This is a genomic window from Halomonas sp. McH1-25 (genome assembly GCF_022348165.1).
Lineage (GTDB): Bacteria > Pseudomonadota > Gammaproteobacteria > Pseudomonadales > Halomonadaceae > Modicisalibacter.
In genome coordinates, this window is record NZ_JAKRFI010000004.1 from 37,798 (window position 1) to 63,917 (window position 26,120).

The 26,120-nt window shown below is 60.0% G+C and carries 22 protein-coding genes; 8 read left to right on the forward strand and 14 right to left on the reverse strand.

All coding sequences use genetic code 11. From position 1 onward, the window contains the following. Nucleotides 1-230 precede the first annotated feature (230 nt). The 6 genes from MHM84_RS11765 to MHM84_RS11790 form a co-directional block, all read right to left on the reverse strand. A complete protein-coding gene (locus tag MHM84_RS11765; protein ID WP_239266340.1) occupies nt 231-992 on the reverse strand; it encodes a SapC family protein in 762 nt (253 codons plus the stop codon). A gap of 170 nt (nt 993-1,162) precedes the next feature. After that, the gene (locus MHM84_RS11770; RefSeq protein WP_239266342.1) at nt 1,163-2,911 is read right to left on the reverse strand and encodes a hypothetical protein; all 1,749 of its coding nucleotides are present in this window, start codon (nt 2,909-2,911) and stop codon (nt 1,163-1,165) included. 368 nt (nt 2,912-3,279) lie between these two features. Beyond that, nucleotides 3,280-4,416 carry an acyltransferase gene (locus tag MHM84_RS11775; protein ID WP_239266344.1) on the reverse strand — a complete coding sequence of 379 codons (1,137 nt, stop codon included), beginning with the start codon at nt 4,414-4,416 and terminating at the stop codon, nt 3,280-3,282. A gap of 10 nt (nt 4,417-4,426) precedes the next feature. Next, a complete protein-coding gene (locus tag MHM84_RS11780; RefSeq protein WP_239266346.1) occupies nt 4,427-5,485 on the reverse strand; it encodes a class I SAM-dependent methyltransferase in 1,059 nt (352 codons plus the stop codon). Nucleotides 5,486-5,507: 22 nt separating this feature from the next. After that, complete coding sequence (locus MHM84_RS11785; protein WP_239266348.1) at nt 5,508-6,932, reverse strand: ABC transporter ATP-binding protein; 1,425 nt, start codon at nt 6,930-6,932, stop codon at nt 5,508-5,510. After that, on the reverse strand, nt 6,922-7,752 hold the full coding sequence (locus MHM84_RS11790; protein WP_275445754.1) for an ABC transporter permease: 831 nt from the start codon (nt 7,750-7,752) through the stop codon (nt 6,922-6,924). The genes MHM84_RS11785 and MHM84_RS11790 overlap by 11 nt, the downstream gene beginning before the upstream one ends. A gap of 296 nt (nt 7,753-8,048) precedes the next feature. On the opposite strand from MHM84_RS11790, the gene MHM84_RS11795 reads away from it, so the two are divergent. After that, the gene (locus MHM84_RS11795) at nt 8,049-10,265 is read left to right on the forward strand and encodes a glycosyltransferase family 2 protein (RefSeq protein ID WP_239266352.1); all 2,217 of its coding nucleotides are present in this window, start codon (nt 8,049-8,051) and stop codon (nt 10,263-10,265) included. Between the two features lie 64 nt (nt 10,266-10,329). Here MHM84_RS11795 and MHM84_RS11800 read toward each other — a convergent pair whose 3' ends face one another. The 3 genes from MHM84_RS11800 to MHM84_RS11810 are packed head-to-tail and all read right to left on the reverse strand — an operon-like array spanning nt 10,330 to nt 14,969. Continuing rightward, entirely contained in the window at nt 10,330-11,802 is a 1,473-nt protein-coding gene (locus MHM84_RS11800) for a TolC family outer membrane protein (RefSeq protein WP_239266355.1), read from the reverse strand. A 3-nt stretch (nt 11,803-11,805) separates the two neighbouring features. Then, the gene (locus MHM84_RS11805) at nt 11,806-13,182 is read right to left on the reverse strand and encodes an HlyD family type I secretion periplasmic adaptor subunit (protein ID WP_239266358.1); all 1,377 of its coding nucleotides are present in this window, start codon (nt 13,180-13,182) and stop codon (nt 11,806-11,808) included. Next, a complete protein-coding gene (locus tag MHM84_RS11810; RefSeq protein WP_239266361.1) occupies nt 13,182-14,969 on the reverse strand; it encodes a type I secretion system permease/ATPase in 1,788 nt (595 codons plus the stop codon). Before MHM84_RS11810 ends, MHM84_RS11805 begins: the two co-directional genes overlap by 1 nt. Before the next feature lie 340 nt (nt 14,970-15,309). Here MHM84_RS11810 and MHM84_RS11815 point away from each other — a divergent pair, with 340 nt between their 5' ends. From MHM84_RS11815 to MHM84_RS11830, 4 genes are read left to right on the forward strand one after another with little or no spacing between them, the layout of a single operon-like run. Beyond that, on the forward strand, nt 15,310-15,984 hold the full coding sequence (locus MHM84_RS11815) for a LuxR C-terminal-related transcriptional regulator (protein ID WP_239266364.1): 675 nt from the start codon (nt 15,310-15,312) through the stop codon (nt 15,982-15,984). Further along, a complete protein-coding gene (locus tag MHM84_RS11820) occupies nt 15,981-16,460 on the forward strand; it encodes a curli production assembly/transport protein CsgE (protein WP_239266367.1) in 480 nt (159 codons plus the stop codon). Before MHM84_RS11815 ends, MHM84_RS11820 begins: the two co-directional genes overlap by 4 nt. Before the next feature lie 27 nt (nt 16,461-16,487). Beyond that, a complete protein-coding gene (locus tag MHM84_RS11825) occupies nt 16,488-16,898 on the forward strand; it encodes a curli assembly protein CsgF (RefSeq protein WP_239266370.1) in 411 nt (136 codons plus the stop codon). Nucleotides 16,899-16,936: 38 nt separating this feature from the next. Continuing rightward, nucleotides 16,937-17,767, forward strand: coding sequence for a CsgG/HfaB family protein (locus MHM84_RS11830; RefSeq protein WP_239266373.1), 831 nt, complete (start codon nt 16,937-16,939; stop codon nt 17,765-17,767). 69 nt (nt 17,768-17,836) lie between these two features. Here MHM84_RS11830 and MHM84_RS11835 read toward each other — a convergent pair whose 3' ends face one another. Then, nucleotides 17,837-18,178 (reverse strand): DUF6506 family protein, encoded by a 342-nt coding sequence (locus MHM84_RS11835; RefSeq protein ID WP_239266376.1) that lies wholly within the window; start codon nt 18,176-18,178, stop codon nt 17,837-17,839. 234 nt (nt 18,179-18,412) lie between these two features. Between MHM84_RS11835 and MHM84_RS11840 the strand changes: the two genes are divergently transcribed. After that, nucleotides 18,413-18,961: a hypothetical protein gene (locus MHM84_RS11840; protein WP_239266379.1), complete on the forward strand. Its 549-nt coding sequence runs from the start codon at nt 18,413-18,415 to the stop codon at nt 18,959-18,961. A gap of 63 nt (nt 18,962-19,024) precedes the next feature. Continuing rightward, a complete protein-coding gene (locus MHM84_RS11845) occupies nt 19,025-19,684 on the forward strand; it encodes a hypothetical protein (RefSeq protein WP_239266382.1) in 660 nt (219 codons plus the stop codon). Between the two features lie 122 nt (nt 19,685-19,806). Here MHM84_RS11845 and glyA read toward each other — a convergent pair whose 3' ends face one another. From glyA to MHM84_RS11860, 3 genes are all read right to left on the reverse strand, one after another. Continuing rightward, entirely contained in the window at nt 19,807-21,075 is a 1,269-nt protein-coding gene (gene glyA, locus MHM84_RS11850) for a serine hydroxymethyltransferase (protein WP_239266386.1), read from the reverse strand. Nucleotides 21,076-21,198: 123 nt separating this feature from the next. Then, nucleotides 21,199-23,757, reverse strand: coding sequence for an FtsX-like permease family protein (locus tag MHM84_RS11855; RefSeq protein ID WP_239266389.1), 2,559 nt, complete (start codon nt 23,755-23,757; stop codon nt 21,199-21,201). After that, nucleotides 23,754-24,470, reverse strand: a complete 717-nt coding sequence (locus tag MHM84_RS11860; RefSeq protein WP_239266392.1) for an ATP-binding cassette domain-containing protein — start codon at nt 24,468-24,470, stop codon at nt 23,754-23,756. Before MHM84_RS11860 ends, MHM84_RS11855 begins: the two co-directional genes overlap by 4 nt. 40 nt (nt 24,471-24,510) lie before the next feature. Between MHM84_RS11860 and MHM84_RS11865 the strand changes: the two genes are divergently transcribed. Then, nucleotides 24,511-25,152, forward strand: coding sequence for an arylesterase (locus MHM84_RS11865; protein WP_275445755.1), 642 nt, complete (start codon nt 24,511-24,513; stop codon nt 25,150-25,152). Here MHM84_RS11865 and MHM84_RS11870 read toward each other — a convergent pair. Further along, entirely contained in the window at nt 25,149-26,036 is an 888-nt protein-coding gene (locus tag MHM84_RS11870) for a DMT family transporter (protein WP_239266395.1), read from the reverse strand. The genes MHM84_RS11865 and MHM84_RS11870 overlap by 4 nt on opposite strands. Nucleotides 26,037-26,120: the final 84 nt, after the last annotated feature.

A 26,120-nucleotide genomic window follows, 5' to 3' on the forward strand; every position in this document is an offset into this window, starting at 1 on the left:
ACGTGGGGATATAGCTGCGCAGTAGCGACGAACCAGGCAGCTGACGGTGCACGGTACAGCATGCGGGATGCAATCCATGGAGCCCATGCCGAGAAAGGCGACAACATACTAGTAGGCTGTGAAAGTCGACACGACCCACTCCTCAAATGATCGGCACAAACGGCACGCAGCCGCTCAACAGCGCCGCTGACGCGACTATGGCGACTCGGCACCATTTCGTTGCCGCTTCTTTAACGATCAAAATCGAAACTCAGCTCATCGTCATCGCCGAAAAAGCTATCGAAACTCTCCCCGACTGACACCTTGCCTGGATTCACTCGGGCCAGCCGGGTCAGCAGGTGCGTTTGTGACAGTGACAGGTTGACGGCATAGGCCAAGGGCAGCGCCTGAGCCTTTCTGAGCGCGAGGAAGGCTTCATCATCCAGTTCCGCCAGGGCGCGCTCGCCGATCATGTGCAGGCCGGGAATGGCCATGCCCAATTGAGACTGCAGCGATTCCGGCCAGGGCGTAAGCACGCCAGCCTTGTTCAAGGCTGCCAGCGCCGCCTGGGTGCGCTGCTGCTTGCCGTGGTTGGCCTTGAGCGTCGCGATCACTTCAGCAGCCCGCCCAGCCGGTTGGGCCTCGGCATCGAAGAACGGCTCGCCCTCTTCCGCCCCCAGCAAGCCACTGTCGCGATCGAACGCGACGATGCTCTTCTCGCCTGCCTGCACGACGACAAACGGCCATGTGGCGAGCCATTGCGGGCGATAATGACCCAGCCATTGCCCATCCTTGATAAACAGGTTGTGGCCAGGCTCCAGGCTACACACCCCGACCAGTTGCCAGCCCTGCTCGCCTTTGACAAGCGCGAGCGGCATGGTCGAGGCAGCCTGGGCGAGTTCACCGGCGTGCAGGGGGATTAGATGATGCTGAGCGGCAAAACTCAGATCACGCGGTGGATGCCAGGTCAACCCTTGGCATTTCTTGGGGCTGATGGCCAACAAGTTAGGCACAGACCCTCCTTTAAATTGTAAGAAATGACTGACAGAAAATGCCGACATTGTCGACACAGAAAATGGTCATTATCGACACAAAACCAGCAACGAAAAACCCCCAGCCTTGTGGGCCGGGGGCTTAGTGCTACGTGAGGATCAGAAGATCCTCAAATCGCTAAGCCTATGGCTTAGGCGACTTCACCTGCGGTCAGGTAACCGTTAGTGAAGCTAACATCTTCTGCATTAACACCGGTCAGGGTGATAGTAGTGATGTCGGCAGCTGCGCCGGCACTGCTATTACCTGCGAATGTCTCTTCTTCGACGTACAGGTTCAGGTTCGCACCGTCCTGCTCCCAGAAGATTTCTAGAGCGTTGACAGAACCGACATTGTCGGAAATATCGCTGCCTTCCGGAATCTGGGTGAAAGTAAACTCTTCACCGAAGTAGATGCGATCTTGACCGGATGCACCGAAGCCAGACAGGCTTTGGTTACCTTCGTCAGCATTGAAGAGATATACTTCATCTTCGCTGGCAAAGTTTTCTGCGCCGTCGCGCAGAGTGACATTCAGGCCTTCCTCACCTTCGATGGCTTGCTCAGCGTCAGTGATCGCATCTTCAAGATCAGTACGCTGGGAGTCGAGTTCAACAACGCCCTGCCAAGTAGAAATAGCTTCCTCAAGGTTCTGCTGCTGCTCTTGAACAGCGGTCAGGTTCTGCTCGAGAGTGTTGAGCTGAGTATAAACATCCTGACCGTTAGTTTCGGTAGTGAAATCTCCCGCGGACAGGTCGGTAATAGCGGCAAGATCATTCTGCGCAGCAGTATCGGCCTGCTCAGCTGCTTCGACAGTAGCTTGAGCATTGATTACAGCTTGGATAGAGGATTGCAGAGTGCTCAGTCCCGTGTAAGCAGACAGGCCACTCTCGGCGACGAGCTCACCATCAGCATTAACAGTGAAGAGAGTTTGGCTGTTACCGGTATCTTGAACGCGGGCCAAATCAGCGACGGTATCAGTAGCAGGATCCCAAGCAACGAAACCACCGGCTCCGTCAGACTTCTGAAGTACGACATCAGCGCTAGTAGTCAAGTCGCCATCTGCAGCTTCATTCTGGGCTTCGAAAGTTGCTTCAACGCCAGCGTAAGCATCTTGAGCTTCTGTAAGCGAATTCTGCGCTGCAGTGAGGCTTTCCTCAGCAGCTTCGGCTGCGCTGATAGCAGAGGCAAGGCCATCCACTTTAGCAATTTCAGCTTGATAATCGCTCAGTGCAGTCTGGGCAGTCTCGATAGCATTTTGGGCATCTTCACGCCCATCGGCGATCAGACCAGCTTTGGTATTGGCACCAGCATTAACAAATGCGTCGTCAGTAATACCTGAAATACTGACAAGCAGATCGTCGACCGCATTAGTAGTAGTGGTCAATGCATCATCAAGCGCAGTATCAATTTGCGCTGAAGTCGGATCTTCAACCGCGATCTCGGCAGCAACAGCCTCGTTCTCAGCAGCAGATTCCAAGAAAGAAGTCAGACCTTCGTTGGCTGCTGCCAGAGAAGCCAGAGCTGCAGTGAGCCCTGCAGTTGACTGACCAGCCGGAACGGCTTCGATTCCTTCATCGATACCGTACTGGTTGTAGTGCTCCAGCGGGCTCAGACCGGCTTCCTGGAAGGCAGCCAGCACTTGCTCGGTGGTGGAGTATTCAGAATAACCGGCTTCCTGGAGCTGGGCCAGCTTGGCTTCCAGGTAGGCTTGGGTGTCGAATTCAGCGGACGGGTTCAGGCCTTCGCCTGCGCCCCACATTTCGTAGTGTGCCTGGGCAGTCAGACCGGCTTCCTGGAAAGCGGCCAGCACGTCAGCGGTGGTAGTGTACTCGGTGTTACCGGCTGCCTGCAGCTGAGCCAGTTTTTGTTCGAGATAGAAATTACGGTCGAAGCTGATTGCCATGTCGGCAGTCTCCTTGCATATGCAATTGTTGCCATTATTGCGGCTAAATGCCGCTTTTGGATCCAAAAAGGCTCCAAACCCTGCGCTTGCCGATACGGCCTTGCCGTGCGGTTCACGCAGGGTTTGTCCCTGCGATCAGCGCTGATCACGACGGGAAAGCCTGACACCCAAGTAACGAAAGCTACTGGTATTGGCCCGCTCCCTAAGATGAGAAAGCGTACATCGTAGCGTCAGCGGTAATGTAAAACCGCCTCATGACGATGCACTAGCTAAATCACCTTTCGTGGATGCTAGTGGGATAATGTTAGCTTTGCAAGCGTTGATAAGCGGGTGTTTTAAGGCGGTTTTCAGCGTGGAAAAAGTGTTGACTAGCTCTTGTTAAGAAACGCTCGTTTGATGCCGATATAACGCCGAATAGCCGTCATCGGTTTTTCGAAGTAGCAATAGACTAACGTCGAAATAACGATAGTGAGCAATGGATACAAGACCAGGTCGACCCCTGTTAGTGAATGCTCACTCCCAACAAGGCGACGCAAAAGAGGAATGACTAGAGAGAAATGCACCAAATAGGCGGAATAGGAAATCAGGCTAAGGCCGGTAATGGGAGCTGCGAGCCAAGCCTTGGGCCGAGGACAATGTGCAAAGGCAGGCAATAAGAATGCAAAGCCTGCACTGGTCATCGTAAAAAGCAACAGGCCGTGCCATAGCGGCGAAAACCCTTGCCGCACCCCCATCGCCAGGAGCAGGATCGCCCCTAGCGTTAGCACACTGCCAGCCCCGGCCAACCGATATCGCCAACGCGATAACCAGTCGGCTCGATAGGCAGCCAGCCAGGCCATGAGACACCCCCAGGCGATACTGTCCAGGCGCAGCAGCACGATTTTGCGAATGCCTTCGTCCCAGGAAGGATCCGTCCAAATCACCACCCCCAGGCGCGCCAGATTGGACAGCAATAGGCAGGTTACGATGGCTGCGAGCATGGCGTGGCGCCGCGAAGCCAACAATAGACAGGCAAGGCCAAAGCCCAGCGGCGCAGTCAGGTAGAACCACTCTTCCACGGCCAGGCTCCACGACTCGGGCATGAGTTGCCCGGCAGGCCATGCCAGGTTCTGAAGAAACAGGAAATAGCCCCACTGCCACCCCCGAGGGCCGAACCAGGCGGCGAAAAGGGTCAGATTGAGCAGAAGGAACAGGTAGTAGTTAGGCAGGGTGCGGCACCAGCGACGCACCCAGAACTGCAGGATATCGCGGTGACCGGGGCGAGCGCCGCCGTTGTCGAACAGGCGCAGCAGGATACCGCCGATCAAGAAGCCGCTAAGCACGAAGAACAGCTCGACCCCGAAGAAGCCACCCTGATAGATCAGCATGTGACGTGTAGCGACCTGCATGTCGTCGAAAAACGCCAGCAAGCTGCCATGTCCCGCCAATACCAGCAAAATGGCTAGCGCACGGACCAGATCGAGCCCGAAGTTGCGCGAGGCCGCCACCTCAGCATATGGAGCCATTGCCTGTATATCAGGAACGCGAGTTGGACAGACGCGACATCAAGGTACGCAACGGCTGTGTCAGCTTCCAACTGTTCGAGCCAAGCACTTGCTGATGTTGTTGCTGCAAACTCTCGAAAGCCTGCTTCAGCTCGTCATGGTCGCGTTGAAGCTGCTGCTGAGAGGAACGGGATGCCTCCAGCTGTTGCCGGGTAGCCTCTTCCTGTCGAGCGAGGTCATTGGCGTGACGTTCCTGACGGCCCAGGGCGGACTGCAACTCTGCGATGGCGTTGTCGCGCAAGATGAGCATTTCCTCACGCTCTTCCAAGGCGCGACCGCGCGCTTCGTTAAGAGGCCGCAAGCGACGGATCTCGCATTCGTTCTCGATCCTGCCGCCAAGCTGGGCGAACAGGCCGCGCACCCAGGCAGGCCGTTCGGCGTAGCACTTGGCCAACGCATGGACCGATTCGCCAATCTCGCTACCCACGAGCAACACGCCGAGCCCATTGGAATGGTCGAAGGCAATGTGCGGGTAGCGCCCGCTGAGTTCTTCCCAGAGCTGCCATACACCAAAGCCGCGCTCACGAACGTTGGTATCGTGAAACAGTACGATGCCGCGATCGGAGAGCTTGGGTAACCATGTTTCGAAGTCGTGCCGCACGGCGTCGTAGGTGTGCAGCCCATCGATGTGCAGCAGGTCGACACTGCCTTCACTGAAATAGGCGAGCGCGTCATCGAACGTCATGCGCAGCAGACGGGAAAACCCGGCATAGCGCTTGTCGTGATAGGCGCTGAGCTCTTCGAAAATGGTATCGCTGTAGCGCCCCGCATGCTCGTCGCCTTGCCAGGTATCGACGGCATAACACTCCGTATCGAGCCCCTTGGTCTGTACAGTCTGACAGAACGCACTGAACGAGAAACCGGTATGCGTGCCCAGCTCGACCAACCGGCGCGGCGCATGCTTGGCGACGAGCCAGGCGCCAAAGGGCACATGCCCCGCCCAACTCGAGGGCTCGACGATCCGGTGCGGTTCGAAAAGCAGGTCTTCATCGAGGGCAAGGCAGGACGAAGGAGTTTCAGCTTGGCTCATGAGTCTCTCGTTTAGCATCTGTTCAGCGCGCCAGGGATTCCAACGCAATGCGCCGCATGGGCAGCCCGACCAGTCCATGGGCCAAGGAGCTGGCATGGGAGGTCACGATCAGTGCGTCGTGTATCCAGTGATGCTGGCGATGGTCGTTCTGGGTGCCGTCGGCCAGGGCAACGCCGATACTGTACTGCCCCATGGGAAGAATGGGCATACGAAACTCGAACAAGGCACGAAAGGCCTCGCCCGGTTGCACACTCAGCGGGCGCGTTCCCAGAAATGTATTGTCCCCGAATAGGGTTTGCCCCAGGCGATCCTTGACGATAAAACCGATGATGGGGCTGTTCAGGAGCTGGTGGGCACGGCACTCGATCGTCAGAACGACGGATTCCCCGCCGACGACCCAGTTGAGATTTCGTCCATGACGGTCGCTCAGCGTCACTTGCTCCACCGTGCCACCCTTTTCACCGAAACCCGGTGCATCAGGATCGAAGGTGAACAATTCGAGGTCGTTGCGCAGCGTTGAACCTAGCATCAGGTCACGACGCATGTCGTGAAAGTCGTCGGCCTCGTCAAAGTCCCGCGCTTCCCCCTCTTTCGTCGTCTCACGAAACGCCGGCACATTTCCGTCATCGGCAATGGCATCTTCATCGCTTTCCTGAACGGTTGCTGCCGCGTCTTGCTGATTCCCTTCACTCCCGTACTGAGCTTCCAGATAGTGTTCCGACACACGCTTGGGCTCGCCCTTTTCGCGAACGCCCCCCTTCTCCAGCCAGACGGCATAGTTACAGAGGTTAGTCACTGCCGCGCTATCGTGACTGACGAACAGTACGGTGCCGTGCTCCATGAATTTGCGTAGAAAGCGCATGCATTTCTGCACGAAGAAGGCGTCGCCAACGGCTAGCGCCTCATCGATGACGAGGATATCGGCATCGACATGAGCAATGACGGCAAAGGCCAAGCGGACCAGCATGCCGCTGGAGTAGGTCTTGACGGGTTGATCGATGAACTCACCGATGTCGGCGAAATCGAGGATGGCATCGTAACGTTCGCTGACTTCAGCTTGGGATAACCCCATCACCGAGGCAAAGAGGTAGACGTTTTCGCGGCCACTGAACTCGGGGTTGAAACCGGCGCCGAGCTCAAGCAAGGCAGCCACCCGGCCGTTGACCTCGACGGTTCCCGATGACGGCGTCAATGTTCCGCAAATGATCTGTAGCAGCGTGGATTTGCCGGAACCGTTGCGCCCGATCACGCCGACGGTTTGTCCTCGATATACCTCGAAGCTGACATCGTCAAGCGCCCTGAACTCGCGAAAGTAGGACGAGGGCGCCTTGCCCACGAGACGCTTCAATTTCGGCACGATCGCTTGTTTCAAGCGATCCGAGGGATTCGTATAGATCCGATAGTCCTTGATCAACGAGTCGACGCGAATCGCAATGTCAGAGCACATCGGCAAACCCCTTGCGCAGCTTCTGGAAAGCGGCAAACCCCAACCAGCAGACACCTAGCGATAGAACCATATAAAGCGCCAGCCACGGCCAGTCCGGCATTTCACCCCAGAGCAGCACGCCACGCGCCTGTTCGATAATCAGAGTCAGCGGGTTCAACCTGAGCACGACCTGATAGGGGCCAGGCAAAGCCTCGATGGGAAAGAAGATCGGAGAGAGAAACAGCAGCATCGTAGTCACGATGCCCATCAGCTGTCCGATATCACGTACGAAAACGCCAAGTGCGGCCAAACCCCATCCAATACCTAGTATCAGCGGCAGCATGGGCAGCAGGACCACGGGAAACAAAAATATCGAACTGTGTAAAGGCATGCCCAACAAGGCAATGACGAGAATCAAGACGCCAAAGCTGATCGCCAGGTGAAAAAGCGCTCCGCCCAAAATGACCACCGGCAACAACTCAAGAGGAAACACGATCTTCTTGACGTAATTCACGTTATTGATAATGGCTGCCGGCGAGCGGTTGAGTATCTCCGCGATCAAGCCGTGCAGCATCAAACCGACGAACAACACCAGGGCAAACAGGGCACGTGGCTCATCTTCGCCTATGTTCCAACGCGCCTTGAAGACGACCGAGAAGACAAAGGTGTAAATGATCAGCATTACCAAGGGGTGGACAAAGGACCACATCAACCCCATCAAGGAGCCCCGATAGCGGCCAATGACGTCACGCCATATCAGCTTACCGAGTAGCTGTCGATGCTGTAGAAGCGACCGAACCAGATGAGCGGGAGAAACCGAATTTGAAGCGTGGGGATTCATGGCATCCTTTGCGAAAAACAGCTGGGGCGCTTCCTGGCATACGTATCCGGCCGCGTCTAGGCCAAGATGCTAAGCTGATCGTGAGTGGACATCGCAATGCTGAGGCTGGCAAGGCCAAAGCCTTCGGTAATTCCCAGCGTTAGATCCCAGGCTCACAATACGAGGCGGCCATTCTATGCCAGCTCCTCCAGGCACACAATCAGCCTAGGGACGATAGCCGTTACCAAGTCGACCCCTAGGCAACGATGCTATATGCTACCGGCCCCCATTGCCCTTACTTTGTTCAGGAACGTTCTGTGGATCAGCTTAACGACACCGATCCCCGGTCAGGGAGTGGCCGCAACCGCTCCGACCAAGAGCAGCAGGTCAATGACTTACGCCAGGCCTTGCAGAGTGCCTTATCCGAGCGAGATGAAGCCCAAAAGGCCTTGGCCGAGCTGGAGTCCTCTCGCTCATGGCGCCTGACCCGCCCAATGCGAGACGGCGTACGTTATGCCCGGCAGGGCTACTGGCACCTGCGCGCAGCCTTACGTCGGGGGTATTGGATAACCTGTGCCGGGGGGAGACATGCCTTTTGGTATTCTCGTGCGGGCCTGCGACATACCTACTGGCATGGCATGGCCGTAGCGCGCCGGCTGCCGGGTCCTGTCAAACGCTGTCTCAGGCCGTTTCACAACGGCATGCAGCGCTTGCTGCTCTCCCCCATGGCCGACTACAGCGGGCTGCCTGCCCTTCAGGCAATGGGCGAAAGACGCCTGGCAGAGCTGGATAGCCTGGGAGGAGGCTGGGTTGCCGCCGCGGCCTCTCCTCCCGCCACGCTCCCAAAGGTCGTTGTCTCGGTAGTGACTTACAATAGCGCCCGCTGGTTGCCGTCGCTGATCGATAGCCTGTTGGCGCAGCGCTACCCGCTGGACCGCCTGCACTTGGTGTTCGTCGACAATGATTCGTCGGATGACACGCGAGAGGTCGTCGAGAAGATTCGCGAGAGGCATGGCAAGCATTTTGCCGGCATCGATCTGCATCCACGCCCCAACCTGGGCTTCGGAGCGGCGCACAACTGGGCGGTCCGGCACAGCGACGCCGAGTATATTCTCATTACCAACCCCGATCTGGAGTTCGACGCCGAATCGATCACCCGAATCGTCAATATCGCCACGCATGATGCGCCGGACGTAGCCTCTTGGGAACTGCGACAACGGCCCTTCGAACACCCCAAGCATTACGACCCGGTAAGCTGGGAAACGCATTGGTCATCGCATGCCTGTATCCTGTTGAGCCGTCAGGCTTTCGAGGCTATCGATGGCTATGACGAACGCATCTTCTTGTACGGTGAGGACGTCGAGTATTCCTTCCGGTGCCGGGAGGCCGGCTACCGGCTGCGCTACTGCCCGATAGCCACCGTTGCACATTACACCTATGAAGAAGCCAACCAGGTCAAGCCTGCTCAGTACCTGGGGAGCACTCGGGCCAACCTTTATCTGCGCCTGCGTTACGGTACCTCGCGCGACCAGTTGTCAGCATTGGGGCTGGCCGCCGTCAGCCTGAGCCGCCGGCCTTTCCCTGGTGCCAGGCGCCGCTTGCTGAGCGAATACCGGAAGCTGTTACGTCAACTCCCGACGCTGCGCAGGGAACGTAAAGCGGCCAACCGCTCCGGCATCGGCGTATTCAAGGGGTTCGATTACGAGCTGACTCGGCAGGGCGCTTTCGTTGAGGTGCCTGCGCCAGAGAGCGATCTTGGCTCGCCGCCACTCGTGTCGGTAATCACGCGCACTTACCAGGGTCGGGACTGGCTGCTCAAGCAAGCTGCGTTGAGTGTGTTCAACCAGACTTACCCCAATCTCGAATGGATTGTTGTCGAGGATGGCGGCGAGACTAACCGGGACTTGGTTCACTCCTTGGCGGAATCGGCCCCATGCCGTGTGCGCTTCGCGTCGCAGAAAAAGCTGGGCAGGAGTGCGGCTGGCAACCTGGGCCTGTTTATGGCTGAAGGAACCTGGTGTCTCTTCCTTGACGACGATGACCTGCTTTATGCCGACCATATCGAGATATTGGTCGACACCTTGCGCCGCCATGCCAATCTGATAGCCGCTATTACGCTAGCGTGGGACGTACGTTGCGATGTCGATCATGACCAGCGTCAGATCACCGAATACGAATATTACCTGCATCCCCTGCATTGCATGGATTTCGACCATGAACGCTTGGCCGAATGCAATTTGATTCCTATCCAGTCCATTCTTTTCCCGCGTCAGCTCTACACGGAACGCGGTGGTTTCGACGAATCCCTGGAACACCTGGAAGACTGGAATTTGTGGCGCCGTTACGCTCACGGCAACGACTTCCAACTGATCAAAAAGACCACATCGCTGTTCCGAACGCCGGCCCATCCGTCCAACTCGCAGACGCGTCAGGCCCAGTTGGATGCTGCCTATCGGCATGTCAAGGCACTCACCGACGAGGAACTGAAAGCCGGTCAGCTAGCCACACCGAAACGGGCCGGCTCTTATCAGTGATCGACATGCACTAAGCAGATAATCTATACGGGAACCGCCCTGCCGGCGGTTCCCGTGAAGTTTATTACCCCTGCCCCGCCAACGCTTCCAGCTTGACCATGCTCTCGACCAGATCGCGGGTGTCGAGATCGCCCACGGCAGCCTCGAGGCTGAGCGAGTCCAGAATGTACTGGCGTACCACTTCGACGAACTGGATACGCAGGTCGTAGAGGTCGGCCCGTGCATCGAGCACATCGACGAGATCGCGCAGGCCGAGCTGTTCGCCCTTCTCCGCCGCCTGCAGGAACAGACGGCTGGACTCGATGGAACGCTTGAGGGCCTCGAGCTGGCGAACGTCCCCGTTCAGGCTGCGCAAGCGGGTGCGGACTTCCTGCTGCGCGAGGTTGAGCGTGTTGGTGTACGCCGCCGCGCTGGAAAGCGCCGTCAACTCGCCCTGACGCACGTTTGCCGAGGTGTAGCCGCCCCGGTAGATGGGCACGTTGAGTTCCACGCTGGCCGAGGCGTTCTCGCTCTCGCGGAACGGGTCGTTGGAGCCACGATCCACATAGGACAGGTTGAGGTTGAGTTCCGGGTAATGGCCCGCACGCCGCACGTCGGTATCTTCCTGGGCAATCTGCTGCTGCTGCTTGGCCAGTAGCACCTCGACGTTCTGCTGGGTGCGCTCCAGCCAGGTTTGCGGCTCACCCCAGTCGCTGGGCACCTCGAACTCGCTGAGATCGCCCAGAGTACTGGTATCGAAGCGAGGCAGCTGGCCGGTCAGGCGCTCGAGATCGCTGAGCGCGTTGTCCAGTTCGTTCTCGGCACGAATCTGCTCGGCCAGCGCCTGGTCGAAGCGCGCCTGGGATTCGTAGAGATTGATGCGATCGCCGATACCCAGGTCGAAGGCACGCTGTGCCTGCTTGACTTGCAATTCCAGCGCTTCGCGCTTGGAAGCCAGCAGGCCGAGCTTGCGCGAGGCGAGAAACGCATCCAGATAGGCTTCGGAAAGCTGTAGGGCAAGATCACGCTCGGCAACCGCGACCTGCAGCTCCGCGGCATCGCGTTGGGCATATGCCTTGTCGAGCTGACGCCAGCGCTCCAGGCTGAACAGCGGCTGGGTCAACTGCACCTGCCAGGTGGTGTCCTCGGTCTGCCCCAGGTAACGCGCTTCGTACTCGGGATCGATGCGCTCATTGGAAGGATCGTATGCCGGATTGCCGGTGTAGTAGTTTTCCGAGTCCTGATAGACGTAGCCGATACTGGCATCGACCTGCGGCAGCAGCCCGGCCCGTGCCTTGGGGATCTGCTGGGCCGTTGCCTCCATGTCATAACGCTGGCTGGAAAGCTGGGCATCGTGCTGCAGCGCCAGGGCGAAAAGTGCCGGTAGCGAGGGCAGCGCACCCGCTGCCTTTGCCTCGGCCTCGCTTGACGGATAGTTGTCTTCGGGGAGTGTGGCACTCGGCTCGGCAATCTGCGCCTGCGCCATGACGGCGGAGGGCAAGGCAGCCAACGTGAATCCAAGCGGGAGCCATCCAAGCAGCGACTTCGTCAACGACACGCCTTATTCCTCCCGCATGGCACGTGCCAGCATGTCGGTGATCGGCTTGGCAATGTAACTGGCAAAGGTACGCTCGCCAGTGCGAATCATGACTTCGGCAGGCATGCCGGCAAGCAATTGCATGTTATCGGTCATGTCGCGTTTCCCCTGTTCAGTGACCTTGACGCGTGCCTTGTAGTAGTAGGTGCCGGTCGCCTCGTCCTCGAAGGTATCCGCACTGACGTGGATGACTTCGCCTTCGATGACGTTGCTCAGGCGCTGGTTGAAGGCGCTGAAGCGAATCTCGGCGTCCTGACCGCGGTAGATGTTGTCGATGTCACGATCGGGAATGCGCGCCTCGACCACGAAACCGTCACCGGACGGCACGATGTCCATGATGGGATCGCCGGGGCGCACCACGGCGCCCACGGTATGCACCTGCAGTCCTACCACCGTGCCGCTGACCGGGGCGGTGACCACGGTGCGGTTGACCTGGTCGCTGAGTGCCGTCATGCGCTCTTCGGCATCGGCGATATTGGCCTGCGCCTCGCGCAGCTGCTCGCCGATTTCTTTCTGGAATTCCTGCAGCTTGACCTGCTTCTGGACTTCGTTTTCGCTGATCTGCGACTTGAGGCGGGCAATTTCGGAGCGATGCTGGGCGATTTCGCCCTTGAACTGCAACACCTGACGCTCCAGCTCACGCAGGCGCTGGTTGTCGCCCAGGCCCTCTTTGAACAGCTCACGGTAATCCTTGGCTTCGGCCTGGAGCGAGGCCATGCGCGACTGGTTGACCTCGATCATCGATTGCAGGCCGTCGATCTGTTCGCGCATCTGCACGACCTGCTCGTCGAGCGCATTGAGCGTGCCCCTGAGAGCATCCCGCCGGGCGTGGAAGAGTGCGCGCTGCACGGCGAGCACTTCACTGACACGCTGGGAGTTGCTGTCGAGGATCTCCTGCGGGAAGGTCAGCGAGTCGGCATCCTTCTGCTCGGCGAGCAGGCGCACCTCGGCTGCGCGGTTGATCAGGTACTGCGAACGGGCGATTTCCAGCTGCGATAGCGCCTGGGTATTGTTCAGCACCACCAGTGTGTCGCCCGCCTCGACATGGTCGCCATCCTGGACGGCGATCTGCTTGACGATTCCGCCTTCCAGGTGCTGCACGGTTTTCTTGAACGACTCGACGGATACCGAGCCAGGCGCCACCACGGCCACGGCCAGATCGGCGGTGGCGGCCCAACCGCCGAACCCACCGAAGGCCACCAGCAGGATGATTGCCCCCAGGCGACGATAGCCCTTGTCACCAGTTGGCAACTGCTTTTCCTTAGCCTGAGATGATTCCGATGCGCTCGTCTCGCGAGGCGGCGTGATATCTATGCTGCGCCTTTCGATATCGTTGGCCATTAACGTTGCTCTCCCGGCTGCGTCTCTTTGCTGCCTGCCTGGCCGCCCTGAATGGCCGACAGGCGAGTGCTGTTTTGCTGCGCAACCTGACTCTTACCTTGGCTGGAGTTCTGTTTGGCGAATTGCGCAAAGACTTGGTCCCGCGGGCCAAACATGCTGACTTGGCCATCCTTGAGCACCAGGAGTTTGTCCATGCTCTTGAGCACACTGGTCCGGTGGCTGATGACGAACAGTGTGACACCTTCCTGCTTGAGTTGTTGCAGCGCCTTCGACAGGGCCCGCTCGCCGTTGTCGTCGAGGTTCGAGTTGGGCTCGTCGAGGACCACAAACACCGGGTTGCCGTAGAGCGCCCGCGCCAGGCCGATACGCTGCCGCTGACCGCCCGACAAGGCACCGCTGGAGGCGCCGATGTAGGTGTCGTAGCCATTCGGCAACTGCAGAATCATCTCGTGGACGCCCGCCTTCTTGGCGGCGGCGACCACTTTCTCGGCATCCACCTCGCCGAAGCGTGCGATGTTTTCGCTGATCGTGCCGTCGAAGAGTTCGATGTCCTGGGGCAGGTAGCCGATATGCGGCCCCAGCTCGTCGCGATTCCACTGGGTGATGTCGGCGCCATCGAGACGCACCTTGCCTACCTGTGAAGGCCAGATGCCCAACAGCACGCGCGCCAGCGTCGACTTGCCCGCGGCGCTGGGGCCGATGATGCCGATGTGTTCGCCCTTGGGCACGTCGAAGTTGATGCCGCGAATGGTGGCCATGCGCACGCCGGGAGGCGCCGCCGCCACCGACTCGATGGAGATTTCGCCGTGGGGTGCCGGCAACGACATGCGCCGCTGCTCGTCGGGAATCTGTTCCAGCAGGTCGTCGAGTCGCTGGTAGGCGCTACGCGAACTGACGAAGCCCTTCCAGCTGCCGATCATCTGATCGATGGGCGCCAGGGCACGTCCCATGAGGATAGAGCCGGCGATCATCATCCCCGGCGTCATGCTGCCTTCGAGCACCAGGTACGCCCCGAGGCCGAGAATCAACGACTGGAACAGCATGCGTAGCGTCTTGGAGGCATTGCTCAACGCGCCGGCGCGGTCGCTGGCCTGGGACTGCTTGGAGAGAAATTCATGATGCTTGCCGGCCCAGCGGCCCATGATGCCGGGCAGCATGCCCATGGCATGCAGGACTTCGGAGTTGCGCAGGTTGCTGTTAGCCAGGTCCTGGGCCTTGATGTGCTCGCTGCTGGCCTCGGCAAGCAGATTCTTGGTGGCTTTCTCGTTGGCGATCGCCAGCGCCAGCAGGATGATGCCGGCCAGGGTGGCGAAAATGCCCATCCAGGGGTGAAAGAGAAACAGCACGCCCAGGTAGACCGGCACCCAAGGGGCATCGAAGAAGGCAAACAGGCCATTGCCGGTCAGGAACTGACGAATGTTGGTCAAGTCGCTGAGCGGCTGCGCCGTCTGTTGGCCTTGCGTCATGACACTACGCCGGAACATGGCGGAATAGAGACGCTCGTTGAGGATCGAGTCGAGCCGGTTACCCACGCGGATGAGGATGCGTGAGCGCACCAGCTCCAGTCCGCCCATGACCGCGAACAGGAACACGACCACGATGGTCAGCATCAGCAGGGTCGATTCGCTGCGTGACGTGATGACGCGATCGTAGACCTGCAACATATAAAGCGGGGGCACCAGCATGAGCAGGTTAATGAACATGCTGAAAAACCCCACGGAAACGAAGGAGCCCCTGCAGGCCTTGAGGGCGCGCTGCAGGTCGGTGGCTTCTTTACGGGTAGCCATGGGCACTGCTCACTGAGAATGTTGTAACAGGAAACTCCAGCCAGGCTCGAACGCACTCGGCCCAAGCGGAAAGGGGCCACAGGATATCAGAAATGCCGTTCGGGTTAAGGAGGAAAAGCCACTACAGTACTGTCTAATTCATCCTATTCTTCAGGGTGCCTCGACTCTGGCCTCGCCCGCTTCTCGCTTCTGCTCCCGCTACTTTCCCGCCACGTCTAGATCCCTCAGCATTAAAACACTAGACAACTAATCTTTACAGAACAGATAAATTTATAAACCATTAACCAACAATACCTGCCCGGGCATCAACACGGATAAGCCCCGTAACTCGAGGTCACTCATGAGCCAAGGGAAGCCTGAGATATGGCTGGTCTCGACCGTCGGTCCGCAAATGCAGCTTTTCCACGACTGTCTTGTCGAGCGATTGGCGTGGCCGGTCACGGTTGTCTCTCCTGAGGAACCGGTCGAACGAGACATCCGGGAAAGCACCCTCGTCCTGCTGGATGTCAATCATGTCGGCAAGCTAGGCATGCAGCATTGGCACGAAGCGGCACTCGATGACCCGTTGCTCACCATTGCCGCCTTCAATGTAACGGACGACGAACACGCAGCGGCCCTTCTCGCCTCCCTCCATCTGGAAGGCATTTTTTATCGCCGCGACAGCCTGAATCAGCTGCTCAAGGGAATTGACGCGCTGCAGAATGGCGAGTGGTGGTTATCGCGCTCATTGATGGCGCGTCTGATCGGCTTTTACCGCGCTCAGCAAACCAGCGCTCATGCGTCGTTGGCGGGGCTTACCCACCGTGAAGCCGAAGTACTCGACCTGCTGGGCCTGGGCGCATCCAATGCTCGGATTGCCAGGGAGCTGGAAATCAGCGACCACACGGTAAAGACACATCTCTACAACCTGTTCCGAAAGCTGAACGTCTGCAATCGGTTTCAGGCCATCGACCGAATGAGACGCCATTGCCCTGCTCCCGTCAGTCTGCCGTTGCGCGAGGTGGAAAACGGATGACACGCCTCTGGCTAACGGTCCCGCTCTGGCTTTGCCTGCTGGCTTGCTCGGCAACGACGCTGGCGGAAGAGGCGATGAATGGCGAATCAGTCCAGGAGACGCCTGCCAGCCCCGATGGGCCACCGCTTACATCTCCCGGGCAGTCGGGTAACGAACTGGGCGGCGTGCTGGTCGACAGAACCATCAGCCTGGCGGGCAAGACGTTTTACGACGCATTCAGCCAGCAACGCCTGAACTATCCCATCCTCTCGGCCGTTACGTTGACGGTTCACGAGCGCCCCTCGGCACGCTGGGGCAGCCTGATATGGATCAGCGAAGGTTCCCGCATCCATTTCCAGACCACCGTCTCGCCACGCCTGGCGGGTATTGAGGACATTGCGCAACAGGCTGTCGACATCGTGCGCGACAGAATAATCAAACAGAAGCTGCAGCAAGCCCTGCAGCCAAGCAAGGACCTGGCCGAGGATGAATTCTGAGGCCGAAGCGACGCAGGAGAAACGGACATGAAACGCATGATTGGCCTATTGGGTGGCGCCCTGCTGATCGGCAGTACCCACGCCAATGCCGGTGACTTGGTCTACCAGCCCATCAATCCGTCTTTTGGCGGGAGCCCGCTCAACGGAAGCTATCTATTGGGCAAGGCCCAGGCCCAGGACACGCACGAGGACCCCGGTCTCGATAGTTATGAGTCGCTGTCAGCGACCGATCGCCTGGTCAGCAGCCTCGAGAGCCGGCTCATCTCGCAGTTGATCTCGGATGTCGGTTCGGGCGATGTGACACAAGGCTCTTTCGAAAGCGATGACTTCATCGTGATCGTCGACGACACGGGCGGCGGGCTGAGCTTACGCGTGACGGACAAGGTCACGGGCGATGTGACGTCGATCGATGTCGGCGGCCTGAACTTCAATCCATAACAAGAACGGCATTTCCGGGAACTCAAGGGAACATAAAAATGCGATTCGTCATTCTTATACTGCTCAGCGCTGTACTGAGCGGCTGCGCCGGTGTTGTCAGTCATTCGGAAGGGCTCGAAGGCACACCGACGACGCTGACGCCACGCAGCGGGACTTACAAGGATCTGATTGCCCTGCCCCCGCCCGCCGGTAAAATCTATGCTGCAGTCTACGATTTCCGGGACATGACCGGCCAGTACAAGCCAGCCCCGGCGAGCACGTTTTCCACAGCGGTGACACAGGGCGCCGCAGCGATGCTGATGGGCGCCCTGGTCGATTCGGGCTGGTTCACGCCGCTGGAGCGGGTCGGCCTGCAGAACCTGCTGACCGAGCGCAAGATCATCCGCGCCGAATCCGAACGTTACGGCCGACCGGACACGTTACCGTCGTTGCGCTCTGCCTCCGTCCTGCTGGAAGGCGGCATCATTGCCTATGAGTCGAACATTCGCACCGGGGGAGCCGGCGTCGAGTACTTCGGTATCGGCACTTCGGGGCAGTATCAGGTGGATCAGGTGACCATCAACCTGCGTGCAGTCGAGATCTCTTCCGGTGAAGTGCTGGCCAACGTCACCACCACCAAGACCATCTACTCCAAGGAAATCAGGGCGGGCGTCTATCGCTTCATCGACTTCAAGCGCCTGCTGGAGGCCGAAGCGGGCGTCACGACCAACGAGCCGACCCAGTTGGCCACCATGTCGGCCATCGAGTCGGCAGTGATCCATCTCATCGCGCGTGGGATCACCACCAACCTGTGGAACCTGAAGGACGCAGAAGCCTTGGAGACTTCCGTACTCAACGACTATCTCCAAGCGCCTACACCGATGCTCTGAGGGGTATAAATCGATAGTTCCTGTTGCTTCAGGCCACCTTCGGCGTGGCCTGTTTTCTTTCTCCTTGCTTCATTTCCAGTCGTAGCGCACGAGGCCGACCCTGACCTTATCGCCTACGGTATCTCGCACGGCTGACAATCCATCCTCGCCAAAGCCCGAACTCAGCTCAATCGCTGTGACGCCCTTGGCAGCCAACTCTTTAGCAAGACGCTGCGCGGCTTCCACGCTCCCCAAGGTCGCCAGACTCAGCGTATAGCCATTACTGCTCTGGCTACTGACCGAGGTATTGCCCGGTTTTGGTATCAGCACGAAAAACGCTTCGTGCTCTGCGGCCTGCGTCGCCACACTCGTAGCGCCAAGAATCATACCCATGCCTCCCACTCTTGCAGCTTTTATGAACCAGGAAACCATAACTATTCCTCCTGTCATTTCGAGGATGCTTCATTCGACAAAAGCTTCGTTAGCCACAACTAATTTGGCATTAAATGTTTGGTAATTTAATTCTTAAGAAGCATTAGTTATCTCATTAATAATTTAAGAAAAACAGCTTATGGATAACTTTTTATTACACGCCAGAATAATGCTTAACATAACGGTACAAAGCACGAGCCATCAATATAAAAATCGGGTACACGGGAGAAGGGCATGGACGCACCAGGCTTCAGGCAGCGGAATGGCAAGAAAGGGTACTGCCCAATCATTGCCGGCATCGCCATGCTGGCCTTACCGATCGCCCTGTCGGCCAACGAAAGTGCTCCCGCCCGCATCGCACAACATACCCAAGGCTCAGTTCAGCTTGAAGAGTCCTTGATCGTATCGGGAATACTGCCAAACCAGCGGGGCAACGGCGCCATTATCCAGCAAATTGGCAGCGACAATAGCGCCAGGATTGAGCAAAGCCTTACGAATGGCTATTCACAGGGCAACCTGGCCTGGCTTTATCAGAATGGATACAACAACGTTGCCGATATCAGCCAGGCCGGAGGCAACAACCTCGGCATCGTATTGCAGAAAGGCAACGATTTTTCCGCCAGCATCAATCAGACGGGCAATGAATTGAACGCCGCCATTAAACAATTCGGCGTCAATGCAAAAGCCTCCGTCAACCAGTTCGGAAGTGCCAGTCGCGGAGTCAGTATCGAGCAATTGTCTCGATCCGGTACCGGCATGACTGTCACGGTCGAAACCCGGTAGTACCACTTGCACGTACTGCCTTTTCAACAAGCAAGCAAGCTCATCCAAGCAAAGGGAACATTCATGAAAATGCAGAAGACACTCATCGCCGCTTTCGTCAGCCTGGCCTTCAGCTCTGGCGCCGCCATGGCAGCCAACGAATCCAAAATCGACCAGGAAGGCGGTTACCAGGATGCCACAGTCAAGCAGACTGGCGCCTCTACCTCCAAGATCGAGCAAGACGGTTACTTCAACGATTCACGCATCAAGCAGATCGGCGAGAACTATTCCCTTGTCGAACAAGACGGTACCGGCAACGTTGCTGACGTCTATCAGGACGGTGAGTCAACGTCCAAGATCTGGCAAGATGGCGTGAAAAACTATGCCGAAGTCGACCAGGACGGTTACGGCAACGTCTCCAAGATCGACCAGGACGGCGATTACAACGACGCCATCGTTGCGCAAAAAGGAAACGACAACTGGTCGGATATCTCTCAGGACGGTGATGGCAACTACGCCAATGTTTACCAGAGAGGTTACAGCAACGAATCCGAGATCACCCAGACCGGCTGGTCTGGCAATGACGCCTTCGTCAAGCAGGTGGGTTCTCACAATGAATCTGTGATTTCTCAGCAGAGCTTCTTCAACGGCAACACTGCCAATGTCCAGCAGCTCTCCAATGGAAACTACTCTTCCATCGTTCAGTATGGCAGCGGCAACAGCTCTGTGGTCGTACAAAACTAAGACGGTTCCTGCGTTACTTATGCCCCACCTCGTGTGGGGCTTTCTTTTTTGCTGAAGACGCATGAAAAAGCCGCTCCGGACTCGGAGCGGCTCGACCGTTTTCACCAACCTGTCATGCGTAATCAGGCGTCGCGATACACCGGCAAGCGTGCGCAGACGGCTTCGACCTTGGCTTTCACTTCGGCCTCGGCGGCGCTGGAATCACCATTGGCCATGGCGTCGAGGATGTCACAGATCCAGCCGGCCAGGTCGCGACATTCGGCTTCGCCGAAACCGCGGGTGGTGACCGCCGGGGTGCCGATACGCAGACCGGAGGTGACGAATGGGCTCTGCGGGTCGCCGGGTACGGCATTCTTGTTGACGGTGATATGGGCACGCCCCAGCGCGGCGTCCGCGTCCTTGCCGGTCAGGCCCTGCTTGATCAACGACAGCAGGAACAGGTGATCCTCGGTACCGTCGGACACCACCTCGAAACCGCGCTCGATGAACACGCCGGCCATGACCTGGGCGTTCTTGACCACCTGCTGCTGGTAGGTCTTGAATTCCGGCGCCATGGCTTCCTTGAAGCACACCGCCTTGGCGGCGATGACGTGCATCAGCGGGCCGCCCTGGCCGCCCGGGAACACGGCGGACTGGAGTTTCTTCTCGATCTCGGCGTCGCCCTCGGCGGAAAGGATCAACCCGCCACGCGGACCGCGCAGGGTCTTGTGGGTCGTGGTGGTCACCACATGGGCATGGGGCAGCGGGCTCGGGTAGATGCCGGCCGCCACCAGTCCGGCGATGTGCGCCATGTCGACCAGCAGGTAGGCACCCACCTCGTCGGCGATTTCGCGGAACTTGGCCCAGTCGATGATCTGCGAGTAGGCCGAGAAGCCGGCGATGATCATCTTCGGCTGATGCTCGCGCGCCAGACGGGCCACCTCGTCATAATCGATCAGGCCGCCCTCGCCCAGGCCGTACTGCACCGCCGTGTAGTGCTTACCGGAGAAGTTGGGCTTGGCGCCGTGAGTCAGGTGACCGCCGGCGTCCAGGCTCATGCCCAGCACGGTGTCGCCCGGCTTGACCAGCGCCTGGAACACGGCGCCGTTGGCCTGCGAGCCGGAGTGCGGCTGCACGTTGGCGTAGGTGGCATCGAACAGCTGCTTGGCGTACTGGATCGCCAGGTCCTCGACCACGTCGACGTGTTCGCAGCCGCCGTAGTAGCGCTTGCCGGGATAACCTTCCGCGTACTTGTTGGTGAGCTGCGTGCCCTGGGCCTGCATCACGCGCGGGCTGGCATAGTTCTCGGAGGCGATCAGTTCGATGTGCGCTTCCTGGCGAGCCACTTCCTGCTGCATGGCGTCCCACAGGGCATCATCGAATCCGGCGATCTGCATGTCACGGGTGAACATCGGCGAGAGTCCTCGAAATCACGGGAGAATCTGGGGCCGCAATGATACCCCAGAGCCCCCGCCCTTTCACATGAAAGGGCGTCATGGCTGGCCGAGAATTTCTCACGTTGGGTTTAGTCAGACTCACGCTTCCCCCAGCAAGCCCAGGCTGGCCATCGGGGTCTGGCGACGCACGCCGCGCGACAGCGCATGCCCGATCACGCCGATCAGCAGCGCTCCGCCCAGCGGCAGGACCAGCCACATCGTCCAGTGGATGCGCGGCGCCAGATCGAGCCAGCCGACATACACCCCGGCGGCGGCCAGTTCGGCCAGGAGCGCCCCCATCAGGCCGCTGGTGAAGCCCAGCAATGCGAACTCGACGCCCTGCACGCGCGAGATCAAGCGATCCCCGGCGCCGAACACGCGCAGCAGGCCGCTTTCGTGGGTGCGCAGCGAATGACTGGCGGTCAGCGCGGCGTACAGCACGCTGACCCCTGCCAGCAGCACGAAGGCCAGCACGAATTCCACGGCCCGCGTGACCTGGGTGAGCAATTCGCGAACCCGACCGAGGATCGCCTCGACGTTGATCAGCGAGACGCCGGGATACGCCGACACCAGCTCACCGAGTACCTGCCCGCCATTCTCCCGGTCGAGGTGGAAGGCGGTGATGTAACTGTGCCCAAAGCGCTCGAGCACGTCCGGCGGGAAGACGACGAAGAAGTTGGGCCGGAAGCTGTCCCAGTCGAGATCGCGCAGGCTCATGATCTCGCCGGTAATCTCCTGGCTGCCGATGGCGAAGGTCAGGGTGTCGCCAAGCCCGATACCCAGGCGCTCGGCCAGCCCGCTCTCCATGGAGATGGGTACCGCCTGTGCCCCGCCCGCGTAGTTGACGCCCGCCTCAGGGCCAAACCATTCGCCGGCCACGATGCGGTTGCCCTCGGGAATGGCCTCGCGCCAGGTCAGGTTGAGCTCGCGGCGCAGCGAGTTGTCGCCGCGGTTCGCCTCCGGCACCACCTCACGCGGCGGCTGGTCGTTGATCGCCGTGATGCGTCCGCGCACCATGGGATAGAGCGCCGACCGATTGTCCACCGCGTCATCGAGAATGTCGAGAAAGCCGTCGCGTTCGCCGGGCTGGATGTTGATGGCGAAGTAGTTGGGCGTATCCTCGGGCAACTGGGCCTGCCAGGTGGTCAGCAAGTCGCCACGCACCAGTGTAATGATGGCCATGGCGGCAAAGGTCACGGCAAAGGCCAACAGCTGCCCCAGGCTGGCCTGGCGACGACGCGCCAACTGACGCGCCCCCAGGCGTATTGCCTGGGCGGCGGAGCCCTGCCCGTTGCTCCAGCGGCCGGCCAGGCGCAGTACGCCGCCGAGCAACAGCCAACCCAGCCCCCAGAGCAGGACGAGCGCCACCAGCCCGCCTGCCAGCAGGCCCAGTGATAACCCCAGATCGCCGGAGTAGAGCCACAGCAGCCCTCCAAAGACCAGGCTGGCCACGCCGATCACCAGCCACGCCGAGGCCGGCAGCGGATCGAGCTCGCGGCGCAGCACCTTGAGTGCGCTGACTCGCTTGAGACGCAGCAGTGTCGGCCCGGCAAAGCCGATCAGTACTGCCACGGCGGTCAGTACGCCCATCAGCAGCGGCAGCCAGCCCGGCGGCGGCAACTCCATGGGCAGGAATTGCATCAACAAGGCCAGCAGACCGGCCTGCCCGGCCAGCCCCAGCAAAGCGCCAACGATGGCCGAGGCCAACGCCAGCCACATCAGCTGCAGCGCGAACAGCCGAGACAATTGGCGCTGGGACGCCCCGAAACAGCGCAGCAACGCCGCGGTATCCAGGTGCCGGTCGACATAGCGTCGCGTGGCCATGGCCACGGCCACCCCGGCCAGCAGCACGGCGGCCAGCCCCGCCAAGCTGAGGTACTTCTCGGCACGCTCCAGCGCACTGCCCAGTTGCGGGCGGTCTTCGCGTACGTCCTCGACCTCGATGCCCTTTTGCTGCAACCGCGACAGCAGGCCTTGGACACTATCCACCGCCTCTGGCGGGCCCTTGGCCAGCAACTCGAACTCCACCCGCGAGCCGGGGCGCACCAGCCCGGTCGCGTCGAGATCGTCGACGTGCATCATCAGGCGCGGATTGAAGCTGCCGAATCCGGCGGACTGGTCGGGCTCGCGCTCGATCAGGCCGCCTACCACGAAGGATGCCTGCCCGACCTGAACGTCGTCGCCGATACCTACATCCAATAGCTGTGCCAGACGCGGGGCGATCCACACTTCACCCTGCGCCGGTCCGTGGGGTAGCCGAACGACGCCTTGCCCGCGGTCGACGAGTACCTGCCCATACAAGGGATAGGCCGCATCGACCACTTTGAGACTCGCCAGTTGAAAGGCATCGCCATGGCTGGCCATCGACACCAGGTCGACCTGATCGGCCAGGGTCAGCCCCGCCTGCTCGAGCTGGCGGCGTAGCTCGCCATCGAACGGCTCGTCCTGTTCGAGCTTGATGTCACCGCCCATCAACTGGCTGGCCTGGCGCGTCAGGCCGCGGTCGAGGCGATCGAGAAAGAAGCCGATCATCGTCGAGGCCGCCACCGCCAGGGCCAAAGCGACGAACAGCGCCCGCACGTCGCTGGCCCGCAGATCACGGCGCAGCCCCTTGAGGGACAGACGGAAGACGCCATCGCGCCTGGCATGTCTTGTCATGCTTCCACCTCGTCGCGGTCGAGCTCGACGAGGCGGCCGCCCTCGAGCTGCAGGCAGCGTTGGCAACGCCGCGCCAGGTGGTGGTCGTGCGTTACCAGCACCAGGGTGGTCCCGGCCTCGCGATTCAGGGCAAAGAGCAGATCGATGACCTTGCGGCCGGTAGCGCGGTCGAGGTTGCCGGTAGGCTCGTCGGCAAATACCAGTTCCGGCTCGGTAACGAAGGCGCGCGCCACCGCCACACGCTGCTGCTCACCGCCGGAAAGCTGCTTGGGCAGATGATCGAGTCGCTCGCCCAGACCGACCCGCCCCAGCCAGTCGCGCCCCCGGGCCTGATGGTCCTTGCCGGGCGTCAGCTCGAGCGGCAGCAGGACATTCTCGAGTGCCGTCAGCGTGGGCAGCAACTGGAAATTCTGGAACACGAAGCCGACCCGTCCGGCCCGCAACTGCGCACGTCCATCCTCATCGAGCGATGCCAGGGATTTGCCAAACAACATGAGCTCGCCATGCGTCGGGGCGTCGAGTCCGGCCAGCAAACCCAGCAGCGTCGACTTGCCGGCACCCGAGCTGCCCAGAATCGCCACGCTCTCGCCGGGGAACACATCCAGGTCGAGACCTGTCAGGATATCGAGGCGGCGTTCGCCGCTATCGACCTGCTTGCCCAGGCCTCGGGCATGTAGAATGGCAGTGGTTTCACGCGCATGGGAGTCGGACATGGTGCAAGGTTTTCCTGTGGTTATCGGGTTCAGTCGATCAATGCGATTCAAGCGACTCTGGCAACTGGCGCTGGCGGCCGGACTGCTATGGGCCAGTGCGGCGCTGGCCGCACCGACGACCGTCATGGTCATGGGCGACAGCTTGAGCGCCGCCTACGGTATCGAACGCGAATTCGGCTGGGTCAATCTCCTGAGCAAGCGTCTGGATGACGATGTCGAGATCGTCAATGCCAGTATCAGCGGCGAGACGACCTCGGGTGGCGCGGCACGCCTGCCCGAGCTATTGGGACAGCATGACCCCGACATCGTTCTGCTCGAACTCGGCGGCAACGACGGCCTGCGCGGCCTGCCGCCGGGACAGATGCGCGCCAACCTGGCACGCATGATCGAGGCCAGCCAGGATGCCGGCGCCAAGGTACTGCTGCTGGGCATCGAGGTGCCGCCCAACTATGGCCAGGCGTATACCGACGCCTTCCGGCGCGTCTATCAGGGCCTGGCCGATGAGTATGGCATCCCGCTGGTGCCGTTCCTGCTCGAGGGTATCGCCCTGGACAAGTCGCTGATGCAGAACGACGGTATCCACCCCACCGCGGCGGCCCAACCCCGGATTCTCGATAACGTGTGGCCGACCCTGGAATCCTTGCTAACCGAAGAGCGACAGCTCGCCGAACAGCAGGGTTAAGTCGCTTCGGGCGCGGGCGCCTTCTGCAACTGCTGAAGCCCCAGCCCGGCCAGGATCAGCGCCAGCCCGACCAGCGTCGAGGCCAGGATCGGCTCGCCGACGATGACGTGCAGCAGAAACAGCGACACGGGCGGCGACAGGAAGATCAGGTTGGAGACCTTGGCGGTGCGCGAGACAGTGTGTACCGCCATCTGCCACAGCACGAAGGCGATCCCCATCTCGAACAGGCCGACATAGACGCCGGCGCCGACACCTGCCCAGCCATACCAGCCGAATCCCGGACCAAGTGCCACGATGACCGTCAACACCGGCAACCCCACTGAAAAATTCTGCCACTGGGCGACCAGCGGCTCGCGATGGTCACGCGCATTGAGCAGCCAGTACAGCGCCCACAGCAGCGTCGAGGCCAAGGCGGCCCCCACGCCCCACGGATCGGCGAATGCCACGTCGAACACCTGGCCCCGCGTGGCGATGGTCCATACCCCGGCATAGGCAATCAGCCCGGCGAGCAGGTCGGTGCGGGTCAGCCGCTGACCGAGGATCGGCACGGCCAGAAACGCCATGGCCAGCGCCCAGGTATAGTTGAGCGCCATGGCCTCCTGCCCCGGCAGCCGGTCGTAGGCCGCGAACAGCACCAGGTAATAGGCCACCGGGTTCATCAGTCCGGCCCATAGCGCCGTGCGCCAGCCATGTCGCAGGGCGAGCCCCAACTGATTGCGCCGCCACACCAGAGCGCCGATCAGCAGCCACGAAACCAGCGCGGCGATCCACATCAGCTCGACCGGAGACATGGTCTCCAGCGCCAGCTTGAACGCCGTGGCCACCGTCGACCACAGTCCCACGGCACCCACGCCGTACAGCATCGCCCGCTGATCCTGCGTCATCCCTGCTCCCATTCGGCTTTCGCGAAACACGTTCCATTAGTTAAGGTGAGTAGCCTAACCGTAGCGGGCGAGACAGACGAGTCT

Coding starts and splice junctions, on each gene's coding strand:
- MHM84_RS11770 (WP_239266342.1), bottom strand. CDS start 2,911: ATGGCAATCAGCTTCGACCGTAATTTCTATCTCGAACAAAAACTGGCT.
- MHM84_RS11775 (WP_239266344.1), bottom strand. CDS start 4,416: ATGGCTCCATATGCTGAGGTGGCGGCCTCGCGCAACTTCGGGCTCGAT.
- MHM84_RS11780 (WP_239266346.1), bottom strand. CDS start 5,485: ATGAGCCAAGCTGAAACTCCTTCGTCCTGCCTTGCCCTCGATGAAGAC.
- MHM84_RS11785 (WP_239266348.1), bottom strand. CDS start 6,932: ATGTGCTCTGACATTGCGATTCGCGTCGACTCGTTGATCAAGGACTAT.
- MHM84_RS11790 (WP_275445754.1), bottom strand. CDS start 7,752: ATGAATCCCCACGCTTCAAATTCGGTTTCTCCCGCTCATCTGGTTCGG.
- MHM84_RS11805 (WP_239266358.1), bottom strand. CDS start 13,182: ATGGCCAACGATATCGAAAGGCGCAGCATAGATATCACGCCGCCTCGC.
- MHM84_RS11810 (WP_239266361.1), bottom strand. CDS start 14,969: ATGGCTACCCGTAAAGAAGCCACCGACCTGCAGCGCGCCCTCAAGGCC.
- MHM84_RS11815 (WP_239266364.1), top strand. CDS start 15,310: ATGAGCCAAGGGAAGCCTGAGATATGGCTGGTCTCGACCGTCGGTCCG.
- MHM84_RS11820 (WP_239266367.1), top strand. CDS start 15,981: ATGACACGCCTCTGGCTAACGGTCCCGCTCTGGCTTTGCCTGCTGGCT.
- MHM84_RS11825 (WP_239266370.1), top strand. CDS start 16,488: ATGAAACGCATGATTGGCCTATTGGGTGGCGCCCTGCTGATCGGCAGT.
- MHM84_RS11830 (WP_239266373.1), top strand. CDS start 16,937: ATGCGATTCGTCATTCTTATACTGCTCAGCGCTGTACTGAGCGGCTGC.
- MHM84_RS11835 (WP_239266376.1), bottom strand. CDS start 18,178: ATGGTTTCCTGGTTCATAAAAGCTGCAAGAGTGGGAGGCATGGGTATG.
- MHM84_RS11840 (WP_239266379.1), top strand. CDS start 18,413: ATGGACGCACCAGGCTTCAGGCAGCGGAATGGCAAGAAAGGGTACTGC.
- MHM84_RS11845 (WP_239266382.1), top strand. CDS start 19,025: ATGAAAATGCAGAAGACACTCATCGCCGCTTTCGTCAGCCTGGCCTTC.
- glyA (WP_239266386.1), bottom strand. CDS start 21,075: ATGTTCACCCGTGACATGCAGATCGCCGGATTCGATGATGCCCTGTGG.
- MHM84_RS11855 (WP_239266389.1), bottom strand. CDS start 23,757: ATGACAAGACATGCCAGGCGCGATGGCGTCTTCCGTCTGTCCCTCAAG.
- MHM84_RS11860 (WP_239266392.1), bottom strand. CDS start 24,470: ATGTCCGACTCCCATGCGCGTGAAACCACTGCCATTCTACATGCCCGA.
- MHM84_RS11865 (WP_275445755.1), top strand. CDS start 24,511: ATGCGATTCAAGCGACTCTGGCAACTGGCGCTGGCGGCCGGACTGCTA.
- MHM84_RS11870 (WP_239266395.1), bottom strand. CDS start 26,036: ATGACGCAGGATCAGCGGGCGATGCTGTACGGCGTGGGTGCCGTGGGA.